The 18,698-nt window shown below is 68.6% G+C and carries 19 protein-coding genes; 15 read left to right on the top strand and 4 right to left on the bottom strand.

From position 1 onward, the window contains the following. Positions 1 to 174 precede the first annotated feature (174 nt). Positions 175 to 1,500: a helix-turn-helix domain-containing protein gene (locus OIE74_RS15510; RefSeq protein ID WP_329383376.1), complete on the top strand. Its 1,326-nt coding sequence runs from the start codon at positions 175 to 177 to the stop codon at positions 1,498 to 1,500. On the opposite strand, the gene OIE74_RS15505 is transcribed toward OIE74_RS15510, so the two are convergent. Further along, positions 1,497 to 2,039: an NUDIX domain-containing protein gene (locus OIE74_RS15505; RefSeq protein ID WP_329383372.1), complete on the bottom strand. Its 543-nt coding sequence runs from the start codon at positions 2,037 to 2,039 to the stop codon at positions 1,497 to 1,499. The two genes, OIE74_RS15510 and OIE74_RS15505, sit on opposite strands and share 4 nt — an antisense overlap. A gap of 213 nt (positions 2,040 to 2,252) precedes the next feature. Next, positions 2,253 to 2,849 (bottom strand): hypothetical protein, encoded by a 597-nt coding sequence (locus OIE74_RS15500; RefSeq protein WP_329392312.1) that lies wholly within the window; start codon positions 2,847 to 2,849, stop codon positions 2,253 to 2,255. Between the two features lie 271 nt (positions 2,850 to 3,120). On the opposite strand from OIE74_RS15500, the gene hemL reads away from it, so the two are divergent. The 7 genes from hemL to ccsB all read left to right on the top strand — a co-directional run bounded on the left by hemL (position 3,121) and on the right by ccsB (position 11,028). Next, the gene (gene hemL, locus OIE74_RS15495; RefSeq protein ID WP_329383369.1) at positions 3,121 to 4,443 is read left to right on the top strand and encodes a glutamate-1-semialdehyde 2,1-aminomutase; all 1,323 of its coding nucleotides are present in this window, start codon (positions 3,121 to 3,123) and stop codon (positions 4,441 to 4,443) included. Next, positions 4,440 to 5,117 (top strand): histidine phosphatase family protein, encoded by a 678-nt coding sequence (locus OIE74_RS15490; protein ID WP_329383366.1) that lies wholly within the window; start codon positions 4,440 to 4,442, stop codon positions 5,115 to 5,117. The genes hemL and OIE74_RS15490 overlap by 4 nt, the downstream gene beginning before the upstream one ends. 157 nt (positions 5,118 to 5,274) lie before the next feature. Next, positions 5,275 to 6,528: a hypothetical protein gene (locus OIE74_RS15485; RefSeq protein ID WP_329383363.1), complete on the top strand. Its 1,254-nt coding sequence runs from the start codon at positions 5,275 to 5,277 to the stop codon at positions 6,526 to 6,528. A 110-nt stretch (positions 6,529 to 6,638) separates the two neighbouring features. Further along, positions 6,639 to 7,268, top strand: coding sequence for a TlpA family protein disulfide reductase (locus OIE74_RS15480; RefSeq protein ID WP_329383360.1), 630 nt, complete (start codon positions 6,639 to 6,641; stop codon positions 7,266 to 7,268). 31 nt (positions 7,269 to 7,299) lie between these two features. Continuing rightward, positions 7,300 to 8,037 carry a cytochrome c biogenesis CcdA family protein gene (locus OIE74_RS15475; protein ID WP_329383357.1) on the top strand — a complete coding sequence of 246 codons (738 nt, stop codon included), beginning with the start codon at positions 7,300 to 7,302 and terminating at the stop codon, positions 8,035 to 8,037. 4 nt (positions 8,038 to 8,041) lie between these two features. Next, positions 8,042 to 9,940, top strand: a complete 1,899-nt coding sequence (gene resB, locus OIE74_RS15470) for a cytochrome c biogenesis protein ResB (RefSeq protein ID WP_329383355.1) — start codon at positions 8,042 to 8,044, stop codon at positions 9,938 to 9,940. Continuing rightward, the gene (gene ccsB / locus OIE74_RS15465) at positions 9,937 to 11,028 is read left to right on the top strand and encodes a c-type cytochrome biogenesis protein CcsB (RefSeq protein ID WP_329383353.1); all 1,092 of its coding nucleotides are present in this window, start codon (positions 9,937 to 9,939) and stop codon (positions 11,026 to 11,028) included. Before resB ends, ccsB begins: the two co-directional genes overlap by 4 nt. A gap of 70 nt (positions 11,029 to 11,098) precedes the next feature. Here the strand turns inward: ccsB and OIE74_RS15460 are convergent, their stop codons facing one another. Further along, positions 11,099 to 11,542: a PLD nuclease N-terminal domain-containing protein gene (locus tag OIE74_RS15460; RefSeq protein WP_329383350.1), complete on the bottom strand. Its 444-nt coding sequence runs from the start codon at positions 11,540 to 11,542 to the stop codon at positions 11,099 to 11,101. An 87-nt stretch (positions 11,543 to 11,629) separates the two neighbouring features. Here OIE74_RS15460 and OIE74_RS15455 point away from each other — a divergent pair, with 87 nt between their 5' ends. Both OIE74_RS15455 and mqnP read left to right on the top strand, forming a co-directional pair. Continuing rightward, the gene (locus tag OIE74_RS15455; protein ID WP_329383347.1) at positions 11,630 to 13,087 is read left to right on the top strand and encodes a menaquinone biosynthesis decarboxylase; all 1,458 of its coding nucleotides are present in this window, start codon (positions 11,630 to 11,632) and stop codon (positions 13,085 to 13,087) included. A gap of 50 nt (positions 13,088 to 13,137) precedes the next feature. Then, entirely contained in the window at positions 13,138 to 14,046 is a 909-nt protein-coding gene (gene mqnP, locus OIE74_RS15450) for a menaquinone biosynthesis prenyltransferase MqnP (protein WP_329392311.1), read from the top strand. A gap of 30 nt (positions 14,047 to 14,076) precedes the next feature. Here the strand turns inward: mqnP and OIE74_RS15445 are convergent, their stop codons facing one another. Further along, a complete protein-coding gene (locus OIE74_RS15445) occupies positions 14,077 to 14,682 on the bottom strand; it encodes a rhomboid family intramembrane serine protease (protein ID WP_329383345.1) in 606 nt (201 codons plus the stop codon). Between the two features lie 144 nt (positions 14,683 to 14,826). Here OIE74_RS15445 and OIE74_RS15440 point away from each other — a divergent pair, with 144 nt between their 5' ends. The 5 genes from OIE74_RS15440 (at position 14,827) to OIE74_RS15420 (ending at position 18,502) form a co-directional block, all read left to right on the top strand. Continuing rightward, a complete protein-coding gene (locus OIE74_RS15440) occupies positions 14,827 to 15,534 on the top strand; it encodes a UbiX family flavin prenyltransferase (RefSeq protein ID WP_329392310.1) in 708 nt (235 codons plus the stop codon). 78 nt (positions 15,535 to 15,612) lie between these two features. Further along, positions 15,613 to 16,068 (top strand): Lrp/AsnC family transcriptional regulator, encoded by a 456-nt coding sequence (locus OIE74_RS15435; protein WP_329383343.1) that lies wholly within the window; start codon positions 15,613 to 15,615, stop codon positions 16,066 to 16,068. A gap of 85 nt (positions 16,069 to 16,153) precedes the next feature. Further along, positions 16,154 to 17,317 (top strand): aminofutalosine synthase MqnE, encoded by a 1,164-nt coding sequence (gene mqnE / locus OIE74_RS15430; RefSeq protein WP_329392309.1) that lies wholly within the window; start codon positions 16,154 to 16,156, stop codon positions 17,315 to 17,317. Between the two features lie 297 nt (positions 17,318 to 17,614). Then, on the top strand, positions 17,615 to 18,148 hold the full coding sequence (locus OIE74_RS15425; RefSeq protein ID WP_329383340.1) for a GNAT family N-acetyltransferase: 534 nt from the start codon (positions 17,615 to 17,617) through the stop codon (positions 18,146 to 18,148). A 57-nt stretch (positions 18,149 to 18,205) separates the two neighbouring features. Beyond that, positions 18,206 to 18,502: a DUF4229 domain-containing protein gene (locus OIE74_RS15420; protein WP_329383338.1), complete on the top strand. Its 297-nt coding sequence runs from the start codon at positions 18,206 to 18,208 to the stop codon at positions 18,500 to 18,502. Positions 18,503 to 18,698 lie beyond the last annotated feature (196 nt).

Raw genomic sequence — 18,698 nt, 5'->3', positions numbered from 1 at the left:
GCCCAGGTCAGGGGACGTACTTCGCGCCCCTCGTCGCGGGCGGTCAGTCGGAGGACCAGTTGACCGCGACGGCTCGTCACGCAATCAGGTCACAGTGATTACCCAACGTGGGTAATCTGAAATGCGGCTCACCAATCGCCCGATGCGACCGCCCAGCACGGCAGAGGAGCGCACGTGCCCGGACCTCGGCCTCAAGGCCTCCCGCTGGAACTGCTCACGAGCCCCGAGTGGCAACGTGCCTGTCGGCAACGCGACTTCGCGAGCGTGTTCCGCCTCGTGAAGGTAAAGGCTGGTATCTATCCGTCTCGTGTGGCTGCGTTGTGCGGCATGACGCCGAGCCGGGTCGGGGAGATCATGTCGGGGCGGCGCAGGCTTGCCCACATCGACGTCATCGAGCGGGTCGCGGATGGACTTCGCATCCCTGGCGCCATGCTCGGACTTGCCCACCGGCCCTGGGAAATCCCTCCGGCAGCCGCAACTGAGCGGCCCCGCCAGCGCCGTTCGGCGCCGAATGGCACCGCCACAGGCTCTGAGCAGGACAGTGGGGAGGCCGAACCCCGCAAAGAACTCGACGAGTTGCTGACCCTCGCCGACGGCAGGGTCACACGATCCACCCTTCTCGCACTCAGATCGTCAGTGGAGGACTATTGGCGTCGTGACGACGAGCACGGTGGCGCATCCATGCGCCCGGCAGTCGTGGGACACCTCCGATACGTCACCTACATGATGGGGAGCGTCCCCGCGCCCTTGCGCCGTGATCTTCAGTCGCTCGCCGCCGAACTCGCGCGCCTCGCTGGATGGGCGTACTTCGACTCCCGCCAGTACAGCACCGCACGTTCCCACTTCACCCAAGCCCTGCGGCTCTCGCACGGGCAGGATGACCACCTCTTCATGGCCAACGTGCTGTCCTGCATGAGTCTCCAGGCCACGTACGACGGGCAGCCCTCGGACGCGGTGGCGCTGGCCTGCAAAGCCCAAGACGCCGCCCGAACCGCCGGTGGGCAGCCGTTGGTGATGTCGATGCTCCATATGCGCGAAGCTTTCGCGCAGGCCACGCTCCGGGACGGAGCCTCCTGTCACCAAGCCATCGGACGTTCCCGGGACGCGTACGAGCAAGCCCGCGGTCAGGAAGGCGAGGCGCCTTCCTGGGTCCGTTACTTCGACGAGACGAAACTGATCGTGGACACCGGCATCGCTCTCGCCAAGCTGGGCGAGTCCGAGCGCGCCGAGCCGTTGATCGCTGAGGGCCTGCGACGGGAAACCGACGCGCAGCAACGTGGCCGCGCCTTCCACGCCTTCTGGCTGGCCACGGCTCAACTTCAGATGGGCCGACTGGAGGCCGCGTGCGACAGCGCCGGGCTCGCTCTGGACCTCAGCGCATCCCTCGACTCGCCTCGCGTAGCGGGCCACGTCCGCGAGTTTCACCGACGCCTCGCTCCGTACGCGCGCGAGACACCTGTGATCGCGTTCGAGCAGCGCCTGCGGGAAGCAGTCGGTTAATCGGCGGCGCTGGTGGCCTCGTCCAGCAGGAGGTACAGCAGCCCCACCAGGCTCCCGCTGCTGACGACTTCGCGGCGGTCGATCATTCCGCGGATTTCCGAGAGCGGGATCCACTCGATGCGGTCCGTCTCGTTCAGCTCCGTCGGCGGGCCCGCATACGTGGCGGAGTCGGCGCGGAAGACGTGATGCTCCGAGTCCGTGATGCCGTTGGCCGGTTGCGCGTACACCAGGGGCTTCAGGGACTCCACCCGCCACCCGGTTTCCTCCTCCACCTCCCGCGCCGCTGCCTCTTCGGGCGTCTCGTCGGCCTCGATCAGGCCCATCGGCAGTTCCCAGCCCCACGTGTCCGTGACGAAGCGGTGGCGCCACATCATGAGCACCCGCTTCTGGTCGTCCACTACGGCGGCGACCGCTAGATGACGCATCCGGACGACGTGGTGCTCCCACCGGCGGCCGTCCGGCTGCTGGACATCCACGAGCCACAGATTCACCCACGGGTTGCTGTAAATCTGGCGCTCGCCATGAACCGTCCACTGCATGAGTCAACTCCCCTTCGCCTCCGTGCACCCCAAGAATGTCACTTGGACGAGAAGTCGTCTGCCCGTCGACGACTTCCGGCCGGTGCTCGCGAAACGCTGACGCGATGAAGCGGCGCCCATGTGCCTCGATGCGCGCCGGCCGGCCGACGGTCCCTCCTGGAACATGACGAAGGCGGAGCCCGAAAGCTCCGCCCGTCCTCGCGTATCTCAGCCCTACGGCCACACCAAGCAGTACGGCTGATGCCCCGCCTCGTGCAGGCGGTGGCTGAAGTCCTGCCATTCGTGGAGGAGTTGGTAGACGTTGAACGCGTCCCGCGGGCCGCCGCGGTCCGGGACCGTGGACCAGATGAAGGCCGCCGCTCCCACCGATTCCTCGCCGATGCCGCGCAGCGGGTCCACCACCGTCATCGGGAGTTTGACCACCGCGTAATCCGGGTGCAGCACCACCAGTTCGAGTGGGGGGACCTTGTTCAGGGGCATGCCCTGGATGCCCGTGAGGACCATCGCGGCTATCGTCTCGGGCTTGATCTTGGTGAACATGCCGCCCATGCCCAGCTCGTCGCCGCCCAGTTCCTCAGGGCGCATCGAGATGGGGACGCGGGCCGCCGTCGCGCCGTCCGGGGCGCCGAAGTATTTGTACGTCACCCCCACCCGGCCGCTCCCGCCTCCGGGAGGCCGGTCGCCGTCGCCGCCGCTGCCGACGGGAGGCTGCGCGCGGGCCTCTCGCTCGCGGCGCCGGTGTTTCCCCCGCCGGGCAGGGTCGGGACCGAGGTCGTCGGTCCCCTCGCCCAGTCCGCCACCGCGATGCATATCTCCACCCGACCACTCGCAGCCCCGGCCGCGCAACCCGATCATCGTGACAGTGACCTCCCCCACGGACGACCGGTGAAACACCTGTCCGCAGATACTTCGAAGCCTCTGACACCATGGATTGCGTGAGCTTCCCCTATGACGCCCCAGTTTCGCAGACGCGAGCGCGTTGACGCCCTTATGTAATACGAGGAGACCTCGCGCCCCGCTCATCTGTGGCTGAGATCCCTCGTCCCGGCCACCCGACCCCGAATCGCAGATCAGGACCAAAGTGTCGTATTCATACGAAGCCCCCGTTTCGCAGGCGCTTTTCGACCGTGCGTCGATCGTGACGCCCGGCGGCGTGAACTCTCCCGTCCGTGCCTTCCGGGCCGTGGGCGGTACGCCCCGGTTCATGGTGTCCGGTGATGGTCCGTACCTCACCGACGCCGACGGGCGCGACTATGTCGACCTCGTCTGTTCCTGGGGGCCGATGATCCTCGGGCACGCGCGGCCCGAGGTCATCGAGGCCGTCCAGGCCGCCGTCGCGCGCGGTACGTCCTTCGGTACGCCCGGTGAGGGCGAGGTCGCGCTCGCCGAGGAGATCGTCGCCCGGGTCGCGCCCGTCGAGCAGGTACGGCTCGTGTCGTCCGGCACCGAGGCCACCATGTCGGCGATCCGGCTCGCCCGCGGGTTCACCGGCTGCGCGAAGATCGTGAAGTTCGCCGGCTGCTACCACGGGCACGTGGACGCGCTGCTGGCCGCCGCCGGCTCCGGCGTCGCGACGTTCGGGCTGCCCGACACGCCCGGAGTGACCGGCGCGCAGGCCGGGGACACCGTCGTACTGCCGTACAACGACCTGGACGCCGTCCGCGCGGCCTTCGCCGCGCACCCCGGCGAGATCGCCTGCGTGATCACCGAGGCCTCGCCGGGGAACATGGGCGTCGTGCCGCCGCGTGACGGATTCAACGCCGGGCTCAAGGCGCTGTGCGCGCAGGACGGCGCGCTCTACATCTCCGACGAGGTGATGACCGGATTCCGTACGTCGAAGGCCGGCTGGTACGGCATCGACGGCGTCGCGCCCGACCTGATGACCTTCGGCAAGGTCATGGGCGGCGGATTCCCCGCTGCGGCCTTCGGCGGTCGCGCCGACGTCATGGCGCACCTCGCGCCCGCCGGTCCCGTCTACCAGGCCGGCACGCTCTCGGGGAATCCCGTCGCCACCGCCGCCGGGCTCGCTCAGCTGCGGCTGCTGGACGACGCGGCGTACGCGAAGGTCGACGCCGTGTCGGCCGAGATCCGCGGGCTGGTGAGCGACGCCCTCGGTAAGGAGGGTGTCGCGCACCGGGTGCAGACGGCGGGCAACATGTTCTCCGTGTTCTTCACCGCCGACGAGGTCCGCGACTACGAGGACGCCAAGCGGCAGGAGGCTTTCCGCTTCACCGCCTTCTTCCACTCGATGCTCGCCGACGGCGTCTATCTGCCGCCGTCCGCCTTCGAGTCCTGGTTCGTCTCCACCGCCCACGACGACCGCGCGGTCGAGCGCGTCGCCGCCGCCCTGCCGGCCGCCGCCCGCGCGGCCGCGGAGGCGACCGAGAGCGGAGTGAACGCATGAGCGCCGAGTCCACCGTCGTCCATGTCGTACGGCACGGAGAGGTCCACAATCCCGACGGGGTCCTCTACGGCCGCCGCGACGGCTACCACCTCTCCGAACTCGGCCGGAAGATGGCCGACCGCGTCGCCGAGCACCTGGCGGGCCGCGACATCACCTATGTGGTGGCCTCCCCGCTGGAGCGCGCCCAGGAGACCGCGCTGCCCGTCGCCAAGTCCCACGGTCTGACCCTGCACACCGACGACCGCCTCATCGAGGCCGCGAACGTCTTCGAGGGCAAGACCTTCGGTGTCGGCGACGGCGCGCTGCGCTCGCCCGCCAACTGGCGCTATCTCACCAACCCCTTCCGGCCCTCCTGGGGTGAGGCGTACGTCGACCAGGTCGCCCGGATGAAGGACGCCCTGGCGGAGGCGCGCGACCAGGCCCTCGGACACGAGGCCGTGTGCGTCAGCCACCAGCTGCCGATCTGGATCGTGCGCAGCTACTTCGAACGCCGCAGGCTGTGGCACGACCCGCGCCGCAGGGAGTGCACGCTCGCGTCCCTGACGACGTTCACGTACGAGGGGGAGAAGCTGGTCTCCGTCGCCTATACGGAACCGGCGCGTGATCTCGTACCCGCGCATCTTCTCGCCGGTGCCAAACCGGTGAAGGGCGCGTCGAAAGCCTTCGGTGCGTAGTCGGCCAATTGCGCACGGTCCCCGGTGAATGTCACATCCGCTGTTACAGGTCAATGCTTTACCCATTCCTGGAACCTGTGAGTTCCCTGTGCCATCTAACGTGTTGTCGTCCGCATGACCGGCGGACGTGACATGGGCGAGCGCGGATGGGGACGAAATGCGCGGCATGAGCCGAAGGAGCCTGCTCGGAGCCGGAATTGGGGCAGCGGCCGCAATCGGAATCGGGGGCTGCGGTAACGACGGGGGCGCGACCGGCAATGCCGGATCGGACACGGGCGGGACAGGAGACAAGGGAAGTGGCCGGCCGAGTCCCGGGCCGAGTGAGAAGAATGTGCGGATGATCGGTGACGGTTCCACGGCCGACACCGGAAAGCAGCCGCACCAGCCGCCCGCGCCGGTACCGCTCGAACCGGGCGAGACCCCGCCGCAGTTCGTGGTCTTCTCCTGGGACGGCGCGGGCGAAGTCGGCAACGGTCTCTTCCCGCGCTTCCTCGACCTCGCCGAGGACCACGGCGCGGCGATGACGTTCTTCCTCTCCGGCGTCTATCTGCTGCCGGAGTCGAAGAAGACGCTCTACCGCCCGCCCGGCAACGCCGTCGGCGCCTCCGACATCGGTTATCTCACCGACGCGCACATCAAGGACACGCTGAAGTACATACGCCGGGCCTGGCTCGAAGGCCATGAGATAGGTACCCACTTCAACGGGCACTTCTGCGGGGGATCGGGCTCCGTCGGCAACTGGTCGCCGAAGCAGTGGCGCGACGAGACCGAACAGGCCATCGGCTTCGTCACCGAATGGAAGACCAACAGCGGCTGGAAGGACCTCGACCCGCTGCCTTTCGACTACCGCAAGGAGCTGGTCGGCGGCCGTACGCCCTGTCTGCTCGGCCAGGACAGGCTGCTGCCCACGGCGGCCAAGATGGGCTGGCGCTACGACGCCAGCTCGCCGGGCGGCCGGCAGATGTGGCCGGAGAAGCGGCAGGGCCTATGGGATCTGCCGCTCCAGGGCGTCCCGTTCCCCGGGCATTCCTTCGAGGTGCTGTCGATGGACTACAACATCCTCGCCAATCAGTCGGGAAATTCGACCAAGGGTGTTCCCGCGAATTATCCGGGCTGGCGCAAGCAGGCCACCGAAGCGTATCTCGCCGGATTCAACCGCGCGTACGAGTCGAATCGCGCCCCTTTCTTCATAGGGAATCACTTCGAGGAGTGGAACGGCGGCATATATATGGATGCGGTCGAAGAAGCGCTGAAGGGGATGGCGGGCAAGAAGGACGTACGGCTCGTGTCCTTCCGGCAGTTCACGGACTGGCTCGACGTCCAGAACCCGGCGGTGCTCACCAAACTCCGTACGCTGGAGGTCGGCCAGGCTCCGGCCGGCGGCTGGAACACCTTCTTCAAAGCGGCCTGAGGTCGCCGAAGACCTGGCTCCACGGGTCGGGGCCAGGCCGCTGACAGGGCGTTTCCCGGCAGCGAGGGGGGCGAAGAAGATCCCTGAATGGCCCATGCGAAACTTTTCACATGAACTTTGGCCGAGCCCCCCGAAGCCGCTCGAAAAGGCGCCCACGCGCCCTGCTTCCGGCCGCTGTCGCGGCGGCGGCCATGCTCACCCTGACGGCGTGCGGCGGTGGCGCCACGTCCGGCGGCGGCGGTGACACCAACTTCGTGACGAACACCGGCGGGGTGCAGACCGTCGCCAAGGCCGACCGCAAGCCGGTCAACGAGATCGCCGGCGAGACGCTCGAAGGCAAGCAGCTCGATGTGGCCGACCTCAAGGGCCAGGTCGTCGTGCTCAACGTCTGGGGCTCCTGGTGCGGACCCTGCCGCGCCGAGGCGCCGTACTTCGCGAAGGTCGCCAAGGAGACCGAGGCCAAGGGCCAGGACGTCGCCTTCGTCGGGCTCAACGCCCGCGACGCCAACAAGGGCTCGGCCATAGCCTTCGAGAAGGACTACGGCGTCACGTACCCGAGCATCTACGACCCGGCGGGCCGGCTCATCGTCAACGGCTTCCCCAAGGGCAGTCTCAATCCGCAGGCCATCCCCTCCACGATCGTGCTCGACCGGGACGGGAAGATCGCGGCCCGCTCGCTCAAGGCGCTCGACGACAAGAAGCTGCGCGAGATGATCGACCCGCTGATCGCGGAGAAGTGATCCCGTGGAGGTTCTCGCCGCGGTTCCCGGCATGAATGAGACGGTCTTCAGCGGGGCACTGCTGCTCGCGCTGCCGATCGCGCTGCTGGGTGGTCTGGTCTCGTTCTTCTCGCCGTGCGTGCTGCCGCTCGTACCGGGTTACCTGTCGTACGTCACGGGCATCAGCGGCACCGATCTGGGTGACGCCCGGCGCGGGCGGATGGTCGCCGGCGCGGTCCTGTTCATCGTCGGCTTCACCGCGGTCTTCGTCTCCGGCGGCGCGCTCTTCGGCTACTTCGGCAGCACCCTCCAGGACAACCGGACGGTCATCTCGCGCATCCTCGGTGTGCTCATGATCGCGATGGGCGTGTTCTTCATGGGGCTGCTGCCCTGGCTCACGCAGCGCGAATTCCGGCTCCACAAGCGGCCGGTGTCCGGTCTGGTCGGTGCCCCGCTGCTGGGCGCGCTGTTCGGGGTCGGCTGGACGCCGTGCATCGGCCCGACGCTCACCTCCGTGAACATGCTGGCCTTCGACCAGGCGACCGCGGGACGAGGGGCCATACTGACCGTCGCGTACTGCGTCGGCCTCGGGGTGCCCTTCGTGGTCGCCGCCGTGGCGTTCCGCAAGGCGCTCGGTCTGTTCGGCTGGGTCAAGCGCCACTACGTGTGGGTGATGCGGACCGGCGGCGTGATGATGATCGCGACCGGGGTGCTGCTGGTGACCGGCGTGTGGGACAGCATCATGCAAGACATGCAGACGTGGACCAACGGCTTCACGGTGGGGATCTAGTTCCATGAGCAAGACAGAGACGACAGCCGCGGCCTCGGAGGAGTCGGAGGCCGGGACCACACCCGAGGCGCAGGAGACGCACGAGGCGCCAGAAGCCCCTGAGGCCCCCGAGGCGCGGGAGGCCCGCGAACTCGGCGCCGCCGGATCGCAGCTGTCAACCGCGCCCCGCGAGGAGTCCGCCGTCGGCGGCGCCGGCCTCGGCCCGATCGGCTGGATCCGCTGGTTCTGGCGTCAGCTCACCTCCATGCGCGTCGCGCTGATCCTGCTCTTCCTGCTGTCGCTCGCCGCCATCCCCGGCTCGCTCATCCCGCAGAACAGCGTCGACGAGCTCAAGGTCCAGACGTTCCAGGAGAAGCACGAGACGGTCACGCCGATCTACGACAAGCTCCAGCTGTTCGACGTCTACAGCTCGGTGTGGTTCTCGGCGATCTATCTGCTCCTGTTCATCTCGCTCATCGGCTGCATCGTGCCGCGCAGCTGGCAGTTCGTCGGGCAGTTGCGCGGCCGTCCGCCGGCCGCCCCCAAGCGGCTCAACAGGCTTCCCGCGTACACGACCTGGCGTACGACCGCCGAGCCGGATGAGGCCCGCGAGGCCGCGCTCGCGATGCTCAAGCGGCGGCGCTTCCGCGCGCACACCGCCGGGGACGCGGTCGCCGCCGAGAAGGGCTACCTCCGCGAGGCGGGCAATCTGCTCTTCCATGTCGCGCTGATCGTGATGCTGGTGGCCTTCGCCACCGGGCAGCTCTTCAAGTCCGAGGGCGGAAAGCTGATCCTGGAGGGCGACGGCTTCTCCAACACCCTGACGCAGTACGACGACTTCAAGTCCGGCTCCATGTACGACACCGACGACCTGGAGCCGTTCAGCTTCAGCCTCGACAAGTTCGTCGGCACCTTCGAGCGCAACGGACCGCAGGTCGGCACCGCCCGCGAGTTCGAGGCCCACGTCAGCTACACGACGGAGGCGGGCGCGGGCGCCAAGGAGCGCAAGGCGGTCGTCGAGGTCAACGAACCGCTGGAGGTCAAGGGTTCGAAGGTCTATCTGATCGGCCACGGCTACGCGCCCGTCCTCACCGTCCGCGACGGCAAGGGCAAGGTCGTCTTCAAGGGCGCGACCCCGCTCCTGCCGATCGACAACAACATCACCTCGACCGGCGCGATCAAGGTGATGGACGGCTACCGCGACAGTAAGGGCAAGAAGCAGCAGCTCGGCTTCAACGCCTTCTTCGTCCCGACGTTCGCGGGCAAGGGCAACGGGAACATGTTCTCCCAGTTCCCCGAACTGGACTTCCCCGTACTGGCGCTCACCGGTTACGTGGGCAGCCTCGGCGTCGACTCCGGACTGCCGCAGAACGTGTACCAGCTGGACACCAGCAAGATGAAGCAGTTCAAGGACGCCGACGGCAACAAGCTCGCGCAGCGGCTGCTGCCCGGCGAGACGATGAAGCTGCCCGGCGGCGCGGGCTCGGTGACCTTCGAGAAGGACATCAAGGAGTGGGCGACGTTCCAGATCTCGCAGCAGCCCGGCAACGGGCTCGCTCTCACCGGCGCGATCGGGGCGGTGCTCGGCCTCGTGGGCTCGCTGTTCATCCAGCGGCGCCGGATCTGGGTCCGCGCGGTACGGGGCGCGGACGGCGTCACCGTGATCGAGATGGCCGGGCTGGGGCGCAGCGAGTCGGCCAGGCTCCCCGAGGAACTCGGTGACCTGGCACTGACGCTCAACGCCGAGGCGCCGACGGCGCCGGCCGGGTCGGCCAAGCCGGCCGAGTCCGCCGAGTCCCCTGAGCCGGCCGAACCGGCTGCACCCGCGCCCGAAGAGGCCCCAAAAGCGCAAGACAACACGGACGTTCCAGACAAAACCGCCGCCGCCACTACCGGAGAGCCTGTCGAAGGGGCTGAGAAGTGAACCTCGCCGCCACCACCAACGAGAGCCTGGCGCACACCGCCAATGTGCTGGTCTATTCGTCCATGGCCGTCTACACCCTGGCCTTCTTCGCCCATATCGTCGAGTGGGTCGCGGGCAGCCGCAGCAAGGTCGGCCGCACCGCCGCCGCGCTGACCGGCGCCGGCGCGAAGGCCGCAGCCACGGTCGAGGTGCGCACGGCGGAGAAGGAGAAGGGCGGCGGCACCGCCGTCCTGGAGCGGCCCAAGGTCATCACACGCTCGGCGGCCGGGCTCCGCGACGTACCCGACGGCCCCGGCGCGGCGGGCGATTCCCTCAAGGGCGACCTGTACGGACGTATCGCCGTCTCCATGACCGTCCTCGGCTTCCTGCTGGAGGCCGTCGGTGTCATCAGTCGCGCGATGGCGGTGCAGCGCGCGCCGTGGGGCAACATGTACGAGTTCTCCACCACCTTCTCGACGGTGGCGGTCGGCACGTACCTCGCCTTCCTCCTCGCGAAGAAGAACGTCCGCTGGATCGGACTGCCCCTGGTCACCACGGTCCTGCTCAATCTGGGCATCGCGACGACCGTCCTCTACACCGACAGCGACCAGCTGGTCCCGGCGCTCCACTCGTACTGGCTCTGGATCCACGTCTCCACCGCGATCTTCTGCGGCGCGGTCTTCTACCTCGGTGCCGTGGGCACGCTCTTCTACCTGCTGCGCGACGTGTACGAGTCCAAGATCGCCCGGGGCGCCACCGTAGGCCGCGCGTGGTCCTCCGTCATGGAGCGCCTGCCCGCCGCAGCCACGCTCGACAAGTTCTCGTACCGCGTGAACGCCGCCGTCTTCCCGCTCTGGACCTTCACGATCATCGCGGGCGCGATCTGGGCCGGCGACGCCTGGGGCCGCTACTGGGGCTGGGACCCCAAGGAGGTCTGGTCCTTCATCACCTGGGTCGCGTACGCCTGTTACCTGCACGCGCGCGCCACGGCGGGCTGGAAGGGCCGCAAGGCGGCCACGCTGGCGCTGGTCGCCTTCGGCTGCTGGCTGTTCAACTACTACGGCGTCAACATCTTCGTCACCGGAAAGCACTCGTACGCGGGCGTTTGACCGCGCGGCAACGAAACAGCGGCGCGCCCCCCAGGATCACCGGGGGCGCGCCGCTCTCGTCGTACGCGGGTCAGCTCGCCGGCGGGGCGTCGTCGGCGCTGCCGCCCTTCTCGCGGCGCTCGATCTCCGCCTCGCGGCGCCGCAGATCGGCCTCACGCCGCTCCAGCTCGGCCACGGCGTCCGTGTCCGGCTCCGTCCCGTCCTTGGCGGCCCGGTCGCTCGCGCCGTCCTTCTTGCCGGTCTTCCTGCCGTCCTCCTCAAGGGACTTGAGGAAGTCGGGGTTGTCGTCCGGCGCCACCCATCCGCCCCGCCGCCCCGCCGGCCCCGCGCCGGTACCGGGCTTCCGGCCCACGATCAGCCACGCGATCGATCCCACCAGTGGGAAGAGCAGCACGAGGATGGCCCAGATGGGCTTGGGGATATGACGGATGTCCTTCTCGTCGGTGGTGATGCAGTCGATGAAGGCATAGATGCTGAGAGCCAGCGGCACCAGAATCATCAGCACCCGAAGCATGGGCGGTCCCCCTGTGCGTGGAGATCGAGTACGGAGCGGTGGCCCCGGTTACAGGACCAGGGTAGCGAGTAGCAGATACTGGAGCGCATGGCATACGACGATCTTCGCTCGCTTCTCCGGGCACTGGAGCGCGACGGCGACCTCAAGCGCGTCAAGGCCGAGGTCGATCCGTATCTGGAAGTCGGCGAGATCGTGGACCGGGTGAACAAGGCCGGCGGGCCCGCGCTTCTCTTCGAGAACGTCAAGGGCTCCGACATGCCTCTGGCGATGAATGTGTACGGGACGGACCGCCGGCTTCTCAAGGCGCTCGGCCTCAAGGCGTACACCGACATCAGCGACAAGATCGGCGGGCTGCTCAAGCCCGAACTGCCGCAGGGATTCGTGGGTGTACGCGAGGCCTTCGGGAAGCTCGGCACGATGACGCACGTGCCGCCGAAGAAGGTGAAGCCCGGCAGCGCGCCCGTGCAGGAGGTCGTTCTCACCGGTGACGACGTGGATCTGGACCGGCTGCCCGCGCTCTTCACCTGGCCCGAGGACGGCGGCTCGTTCTTCAACCTCGGTCTGACACACACCAAGCACCCGGAGACCGGTGTCCGGAACCTCGGGCTCTACCGGCTCCAGCGGCACGACAAGCGCACCATCGGCATGCACTGGCAGATCCACAAGGACAGCGCCAACCACTACCAGGTCGCCGCCAGGCGCGGTGAACGGCTGCCCGTCGCCATCGCCTTCGGCTGTCCGCCCGCCGTGACGTACGCCTCCACCGCCCCGCTGCCCGGTGACATCGACGAGTACCTTTTCGCCGGCTTCGTACAGGGCAAGCGGATCGAGATGGTCGACTGCCGTACGGTGCCGCTCCAGGTGCCCGCCAACGCCGAGGTGGTCATCGAGGGCTGGCTGGAGCCGGGGGAGATGCTGCCCGAGGGGCCGTTCGGCGACCACACCGGCTTCTACACACCGCAGGAGCCGTTCCCCGCGCTGACCATCGACTGCGTGACGATGCGCGAGCGTCCGCTGCTCCAGTCGATCGTGGTCGGCCGGCCGCCGACGGAGGACGGACCGCTGGGGCGGGCGACCGAGCGGTTCTTCCTGCCGCTGCTCAAGATCATCGTGCCCGACATCGTGGACTACCACCTGCCGGAGTCGGGCGGCTTCCACAACTGCGCGATCGTCTCGATCGACAAGAAGTACCCGAAACACGCGCAGAAGGTGATGCACGCCATCTGGGGCGCCCACATGATGTCGCTCACGAAACTGATCGTGGTCGTGGACGCCGACTGCGACGTGCACAATCTGCACGAGGTGTCCTGGCGGGCGCTGGGGAACACCGACTACTCGCGGGACCTGACGGTCGTGGAGGGCCCGGTCGACCACCTCGACCACTCCTCGTACCAGCAGTTCTGGGGTGGCAAGGCCGGTATCGACGCCACGCGCAAACTCCCCGAGGAGGGGTACACGCGGGACGGCGGCTGGCCGGAGATGGTCGAGTCCGACCCGGAGACCGCGGACCGGGTGACGAAGCGTTGGAGGGAGTACGGCCTGTGAGCAGCGCCGCCGAGGGAGCCGACGGACTGGTCGGACAGGGCAGGCCGGGACTGCCGGGCCGCTCGGGGCCGGGACCCGCGCCGTCCGGCAGCAGAACGCGGGCGTTCCTGCGGCTGGTGATGATCGAGCACTCGGTCTTCGCGCTGCCGTTCGCGTACATCGCCGCGCTGACCGCCATGTTCCAGCTCGACAGGAACATCCACTGGGGCCGGCTGCTGCTCGTCACGATCGCCATGGTGGGCCTGCGGACCTTCGCGATGGCCTGCAACCGGATCATCGACCGCGAGATCGACGCCCGTAACCCCCGTACCGCGAACCGCGAGTTGGTGACCGGCGCGATGTCGGTGCGCTCCGCGTGGACGGGCGCGCTGGTCGCCCTCGCGGTGTTCCTGGCCGCCGCCGCCCTCCTCAATCCGCTCTGTCTGGTGCTCTCTCCCGTCGCGGTCGTGCCGATGGTCGTCTATCCGTACGGGAAGCGGTTCACGAACTTCCCGCACGCCATCCTCGGTCTCGCCCAGGCGATGGGCCCGGTCGGCGCGTGGATCGCGGTCACCGGCGAGTGGTCGTGGGACGCGGTCGTCCTCGGTCTCGCCGTGGGCATCTGGATCGGCGGCTTCGATCTGATCTTCGGCAGCCAGGACGTCGAGGCGGACCGCGCCCACGGCGTGAAGTCCGTCCCGGCGCGCTTCGGCATCCCGGCCGCGCTGTACGGCGCGCGCGCCGCGCACGCCGTGACGACGGCGCTGCTGGTCTGGTACGCCGTGGTCACCGACGCCGGTCTCTTCTTCTGGGTCGGCCTGCTGATCGTCGCCGCCGCGTTCCTCTACGAGCACCAGGTCGTGAAGCCGAACGATCTGTCCCGGCTCAACCGGGCCTTCTTCACCGTCAACGGCTTCATCGGGATGGCGCTCTTCATCTGCGCGCTGCTCGACCTGCTCGTACGCGGCCTGTCCGTCTGACCGGCCCGACGGATACGCGGGCGCCGGCGGTCAGGGTATGAGCGCGCCCGCCGGGGCCCGGCGCTTGGGGCGGCGGAACATGAACGCCGCCATCACGCCGCCTGTCAGCCCGAAGAGATGCCCCTGCCAGCTCACCGTCGGATTCGTCGGCAGCACGCCCCACAGCGCCGAGCCGTACATCACCAGGACCAGCAGGCCCACCACGATGTCCACCGCGCGGCGATTGACGAACCCCCGGACCAGCAGATAGCCGAGCAGCCCGAAGACCACGCCGGACGCCCCCGCCGTGACGGAGTTGTCCGCGGCCGTCAGCCAGACACCCAGCCCGCCGACCACCATGATCGTGAGAACCACCCGCAGGAAGTGGCCTATCCCGCTGAGCGCCGCGAGGAAGCCGAGCACGAGCAGCGGCACCGCGTTCGCCGCGAGATGGTCGAAGCCGTGGTGCAGGAACGCCATCGGGATGACATCCCGCAGCTCGCCCAGATCCCGCGGGCTCAGCCCGTACGTCTGGAGCGACCCGGTCGATGAGTCCACGGCCTCCAGCACCCAGAGCAGCCCCAGCCAGCCCAGCATCAGAACGGCCGCCGCCTTGATGCGGCGCACCGCGCTCCTGTCGATGGATGAATCCGGCATCTCGCCCCCCAAGGGTCGTCCTGCTCCCACACCTGGAACGCGCGAGGTACCGTCCCCGGTTCCTGCTTCCGGACGCCGGATAGGGTCGGACGCGTGAAACCCGGATCGGACCACGAGGACCAGCGGCACGCCGAGCGGCGCACGGTGGGGCCCCGGCGGCCCTGGGTCGTCGGAGTCTCCGGCGCGTCGGGGACCCCGTACGCGGCGGCCGTACTGCGCGGGCTGCTCGACGCCGGCGAGAGCGTCGATCTGATCGTCAGCCGCGCGTCCCGCCTCACGCTCCTCGACGAGACGGGGATCTCCTTCCGGGACGCGCACTGGCGGGAGGACCTGCGCACCTGGCTGGCCAGGGGCGCCGACGGCAAGCCGGACACCTTCTCCCCCGACGTTTCGGACGTACGGCACTGGGCCGCCGGTGATCTGGCGGCCGGGCCGTCATCGGGGTCGTACCGGACCAAGGGGATGCTGATCGTCCCCGCATCCACCGCCTGCGTGGCCGGCGTCGCGCTCGGCCTGTCGAAGGACCTGCTGCAACGCGCGGCGAGCGTCACGCTCAAGGAGCGCCGCGCGCTGGTGGTCGCCGTCCGCGAGACCCCGCTCGGCGGCGGGACCCTCAGACATCTGGTGACCCTGGACGACGCGGGCGCCGTGGTGCTGCCCGCGTCCCCGGGTTTTTACGCGGGGGCGACGCATATCCAGGATCTGGTGGACTTCGTCGCCGGGCGGGTGCTGGACGCGGCGGGCGTGCCGCACCGGCTCTACCGCCGCTGGGAGGGGGAGCTCGGCGGCTCCCGTACGGGTCCTGATCCGGATCCCGGAGTGCCCCGGACGACCGGACCGGAGTCGGCGTAAAACCGCCGTACCACCGCACTGCCTCAGATTGCATATATCAACTTGCGACGTTGCTGAACAATGGAAGGCTTCAGGCATATGGACGCCGTGGATAGGCAGCTCATCCAGGCCCTCAGAGAGAACGGCAGAGCCTCGTACGCCGAGCTCGGCCGGCTCGTCGGGCTCTCCGGGCCCAGCGTCACCGACCGCATCAACCGGCTGGAGGCGGCGGGCGTCATCATCGGCTACCGCGCCACCGTCGACTCGGCCTCGCTGGGTCTCGGTGTCACCGCGCTGATCGGCATCTCGCTCTCGGACGCCGCCGACCACGAGGACGTCGCGCACCGGCTGCGCGGTCTGGGCGAGATCGAGGACTGCTGGTTCATCGCGGGCGAGGACTCGTACATGCTCAAGGTCCGCGCCGGTGACGTCGACGGTCTGGAGAAGACGATCCGCCGCCTCGGCAGCACGAAGGGCGTCTCGCGGACCCGTACGACCATCGTGCTCTCCACCAAGTGGGAGAACCGGGTCGGCGAACTTCCCGACGAAACGTAGGCGTACGGTTGGTGGCGCCTGATAACTGGGCGTTCGGCGGACATATGACACACACAGTGGGAGGCGCCGCATGACTGCATCTGTCATGGATGTGGGGCTCAAGCGCGAGCTGGAGGAGAAGGTCAGGGCCGGCGAGCGGCTGACCCGTGAGGACGGCGTCGCCCTCTACGAGTCGGACGACCTGGCCTGGCTGGGCGGTCTCGCGCACGAGGTGCGGACGCGCAAGAACGGCGACGTCGTCCACTTCAACGTCAACCGTCACCTCAACATGACGAACGTCTGCACCGCGTCGTGCGCCTACTGCTCGTTCCAGCGCAAGCCGGGCGAGAAGGACGCGTACACGATGCGGATCGAGGAGGCCGTCCGGCTCGCCACGGCGATGCGCGGCGAGAGCCTCACCGAGCTGCACATCGTCAACGGGCTCCACCCGACGCTCCCTTGGCGCTACTACCCGCGCTCGCTGAAGGCTCTCAAGGAGGCGCTGCCGGAGGTCTCGCTGAAGGCGTTCACGGCCACCGAGATCCATCATTTCGAGACGATCTCAGGGCTGACGGCCAGTGAGATCCTCGACGAGCTGATCGACGCCGGCCTCGAATCGCTGACCGGCGGCGGCGCCGAGATCTTCGACTGGGAGGTCAGGCAGCACATCGTCGACCACCGCACGCACTGGGAGGACTGGTCGCGTATCCACCGCCTCGCGCACGAGAAGGGTCTCAAGACCCCGTGCACGATGCTGTACGGCCACATCGAGGAGCCCAGGCACCGGGTCGACCATGTGCTGCGGCTGCGTGAACTCCAGGACGAGACCGGCGGGTTCCAGGTCTTCATCCCGCTGCGCTACCAGCACGACTTCGTGGACATGCAGGACGGCAAGGTCCGTAACCGACTCCAGGCGCGTACGACGATGGCCACCGGTGCCGAGGCGCTGAAGACCTTCGCCGTCTCCCGGCTGCTGTTCGACAACGTCCCGCACGTCAAGGTCTTCTGGGTGATGCACGGCGTGCAGACCGCCCAACTCGCGCTCCAGCACGGGGCGGACGACATGGACGGCTCGGTCGTCGAGTACAAGATCACGCACGACGCGGACAACTACGGCACGCCCAACAAGCTCGGCCGTGAGGATCTGCTCGACCTGATCCGCGACGCCGGCTTCCGGCCGGTCGAGCGGAACACCCGCTACGAGATCATCCGGGAGTACCCGGGCCCGGACGCGGCCAGGCGCGAGTCGCCGCAGCCGATGCGGCTCTGACGTACGCCGCGGCGTACCCCCGCCTAGGGCGTGTTTGAGAAGTAGCGTCGTCCGCCCATCGGGCGGGGCCCACGGCGTCTGGTGCGTGCGATCGCAAGGCGGAGGATCATCCTCGTACTGGACGTACTTGGATGACTCCGACAACGCGGCGAGCGCGCGTGCCAGGCGTCGTGGGTCAGACGGGACTTCTCAAACACGCCCTAGGTCCCTCGAAGCAGCCCCAGCTCGCCGAGCTGGGGCTTCTCGGGTTCTGGAACGGGTTTGAGCGCACGGGAGGGTAATGGCTACCGTGGGGGAATGCCGCTTACGTTCATCCTGGACCCGCCCGTCGACCGCGCCCTGCGCGACGGCATCGTCACGCTCTGGGCGGAGGTCTCCGACGCGGGCGGCGCCGTCGGCTTCGTACAGCCGGTGAATCCGGACGACGTACGGGCGGAGCTGGTCAAGCACTTCGTGTCGATGGCCGAGGGCCGCACCCGGCTGCTCGTGGGGGTGGACGAGGAGGGTGCCGTGGCCGCCACGGTCTTCCTCACCCACAACACCCACCGGCTGATGCGGCACTGGCTCTGGCTCTACACGGTGATGGTCCACCCGCGGCACCAGGGCAAGGGGTACGGCCGCGACCTCATGGACGCGGCGGCGGAGGCCGCACGCGGTATCGACGGCATCGAGGCCATACGGCTCACCTGCCGCGGCGGCACGGGCGTGGACCGCTTCTACGAGTCGTGCGGCTACAAGGAGGTGGGCCGGGTGCCGGACGCGATACGGGTGGCGCCCGGCGACGACCGCGACGACATCACGATGCTGCTGCCGCTGCACCCCCTCGGATAGGGCACGGGGCGGCGTGCTTCACTGGTGGATACGTCGCCACGAGGAGAGAGGGCCGCTGTGACCGCCGCCAGAACGAGCGCCACGCTCCGCTACACCGCGATGCGCCTGGGCATCTTCGTCGGCTGCTTCGTCGTCGTCGCCGCCCTGGTCCAGTTCGGCGCCCTGCCCAAGGGCCTCGGGGACTCCAACTTCGTCTGGGTGCTGCTGCTCGCGCTCGTCGTCTCCGCGCCGCTCAGCTTCGTCCTGCTGCGCAGGCAGCGCGACGAGATGTCGGCCCAGCTCGTCGGCAAGGTCGACTCGGCGAAGGCCAAGCTGGAGTCCAACCGCACGCAGGAGGACGGCGCGACGCAGTAGGCCGCGGCCCCCGGTCGCCCGCCTCCTGATCGCCCGCCTCCCGATCACCCCACCCGGTCGCCGCGCCTCCCGATCCACGACGCCCCAGCCGCCTCCACGCTGGGGCTTCGGCATGTCCGGGATCTTCGCGTACCGATACCTCAAAGCCGCCCTTTGAGTATCCATAAGATCCGGTGTTAATGTATCTGCCATGAAG

The sequence above is a fragment of the Streptomyces sp. NBC_01716 genome (assembly GCF_036248275.1).
Lineage (GTDB): Bacteria > Actinomycetota > Actinomycetes > Streptomycetales > Streptomycetaceae > Streptomyces.
This window is presented reverse-complemented; position numbering and strand designations above follow the sequence as displayed.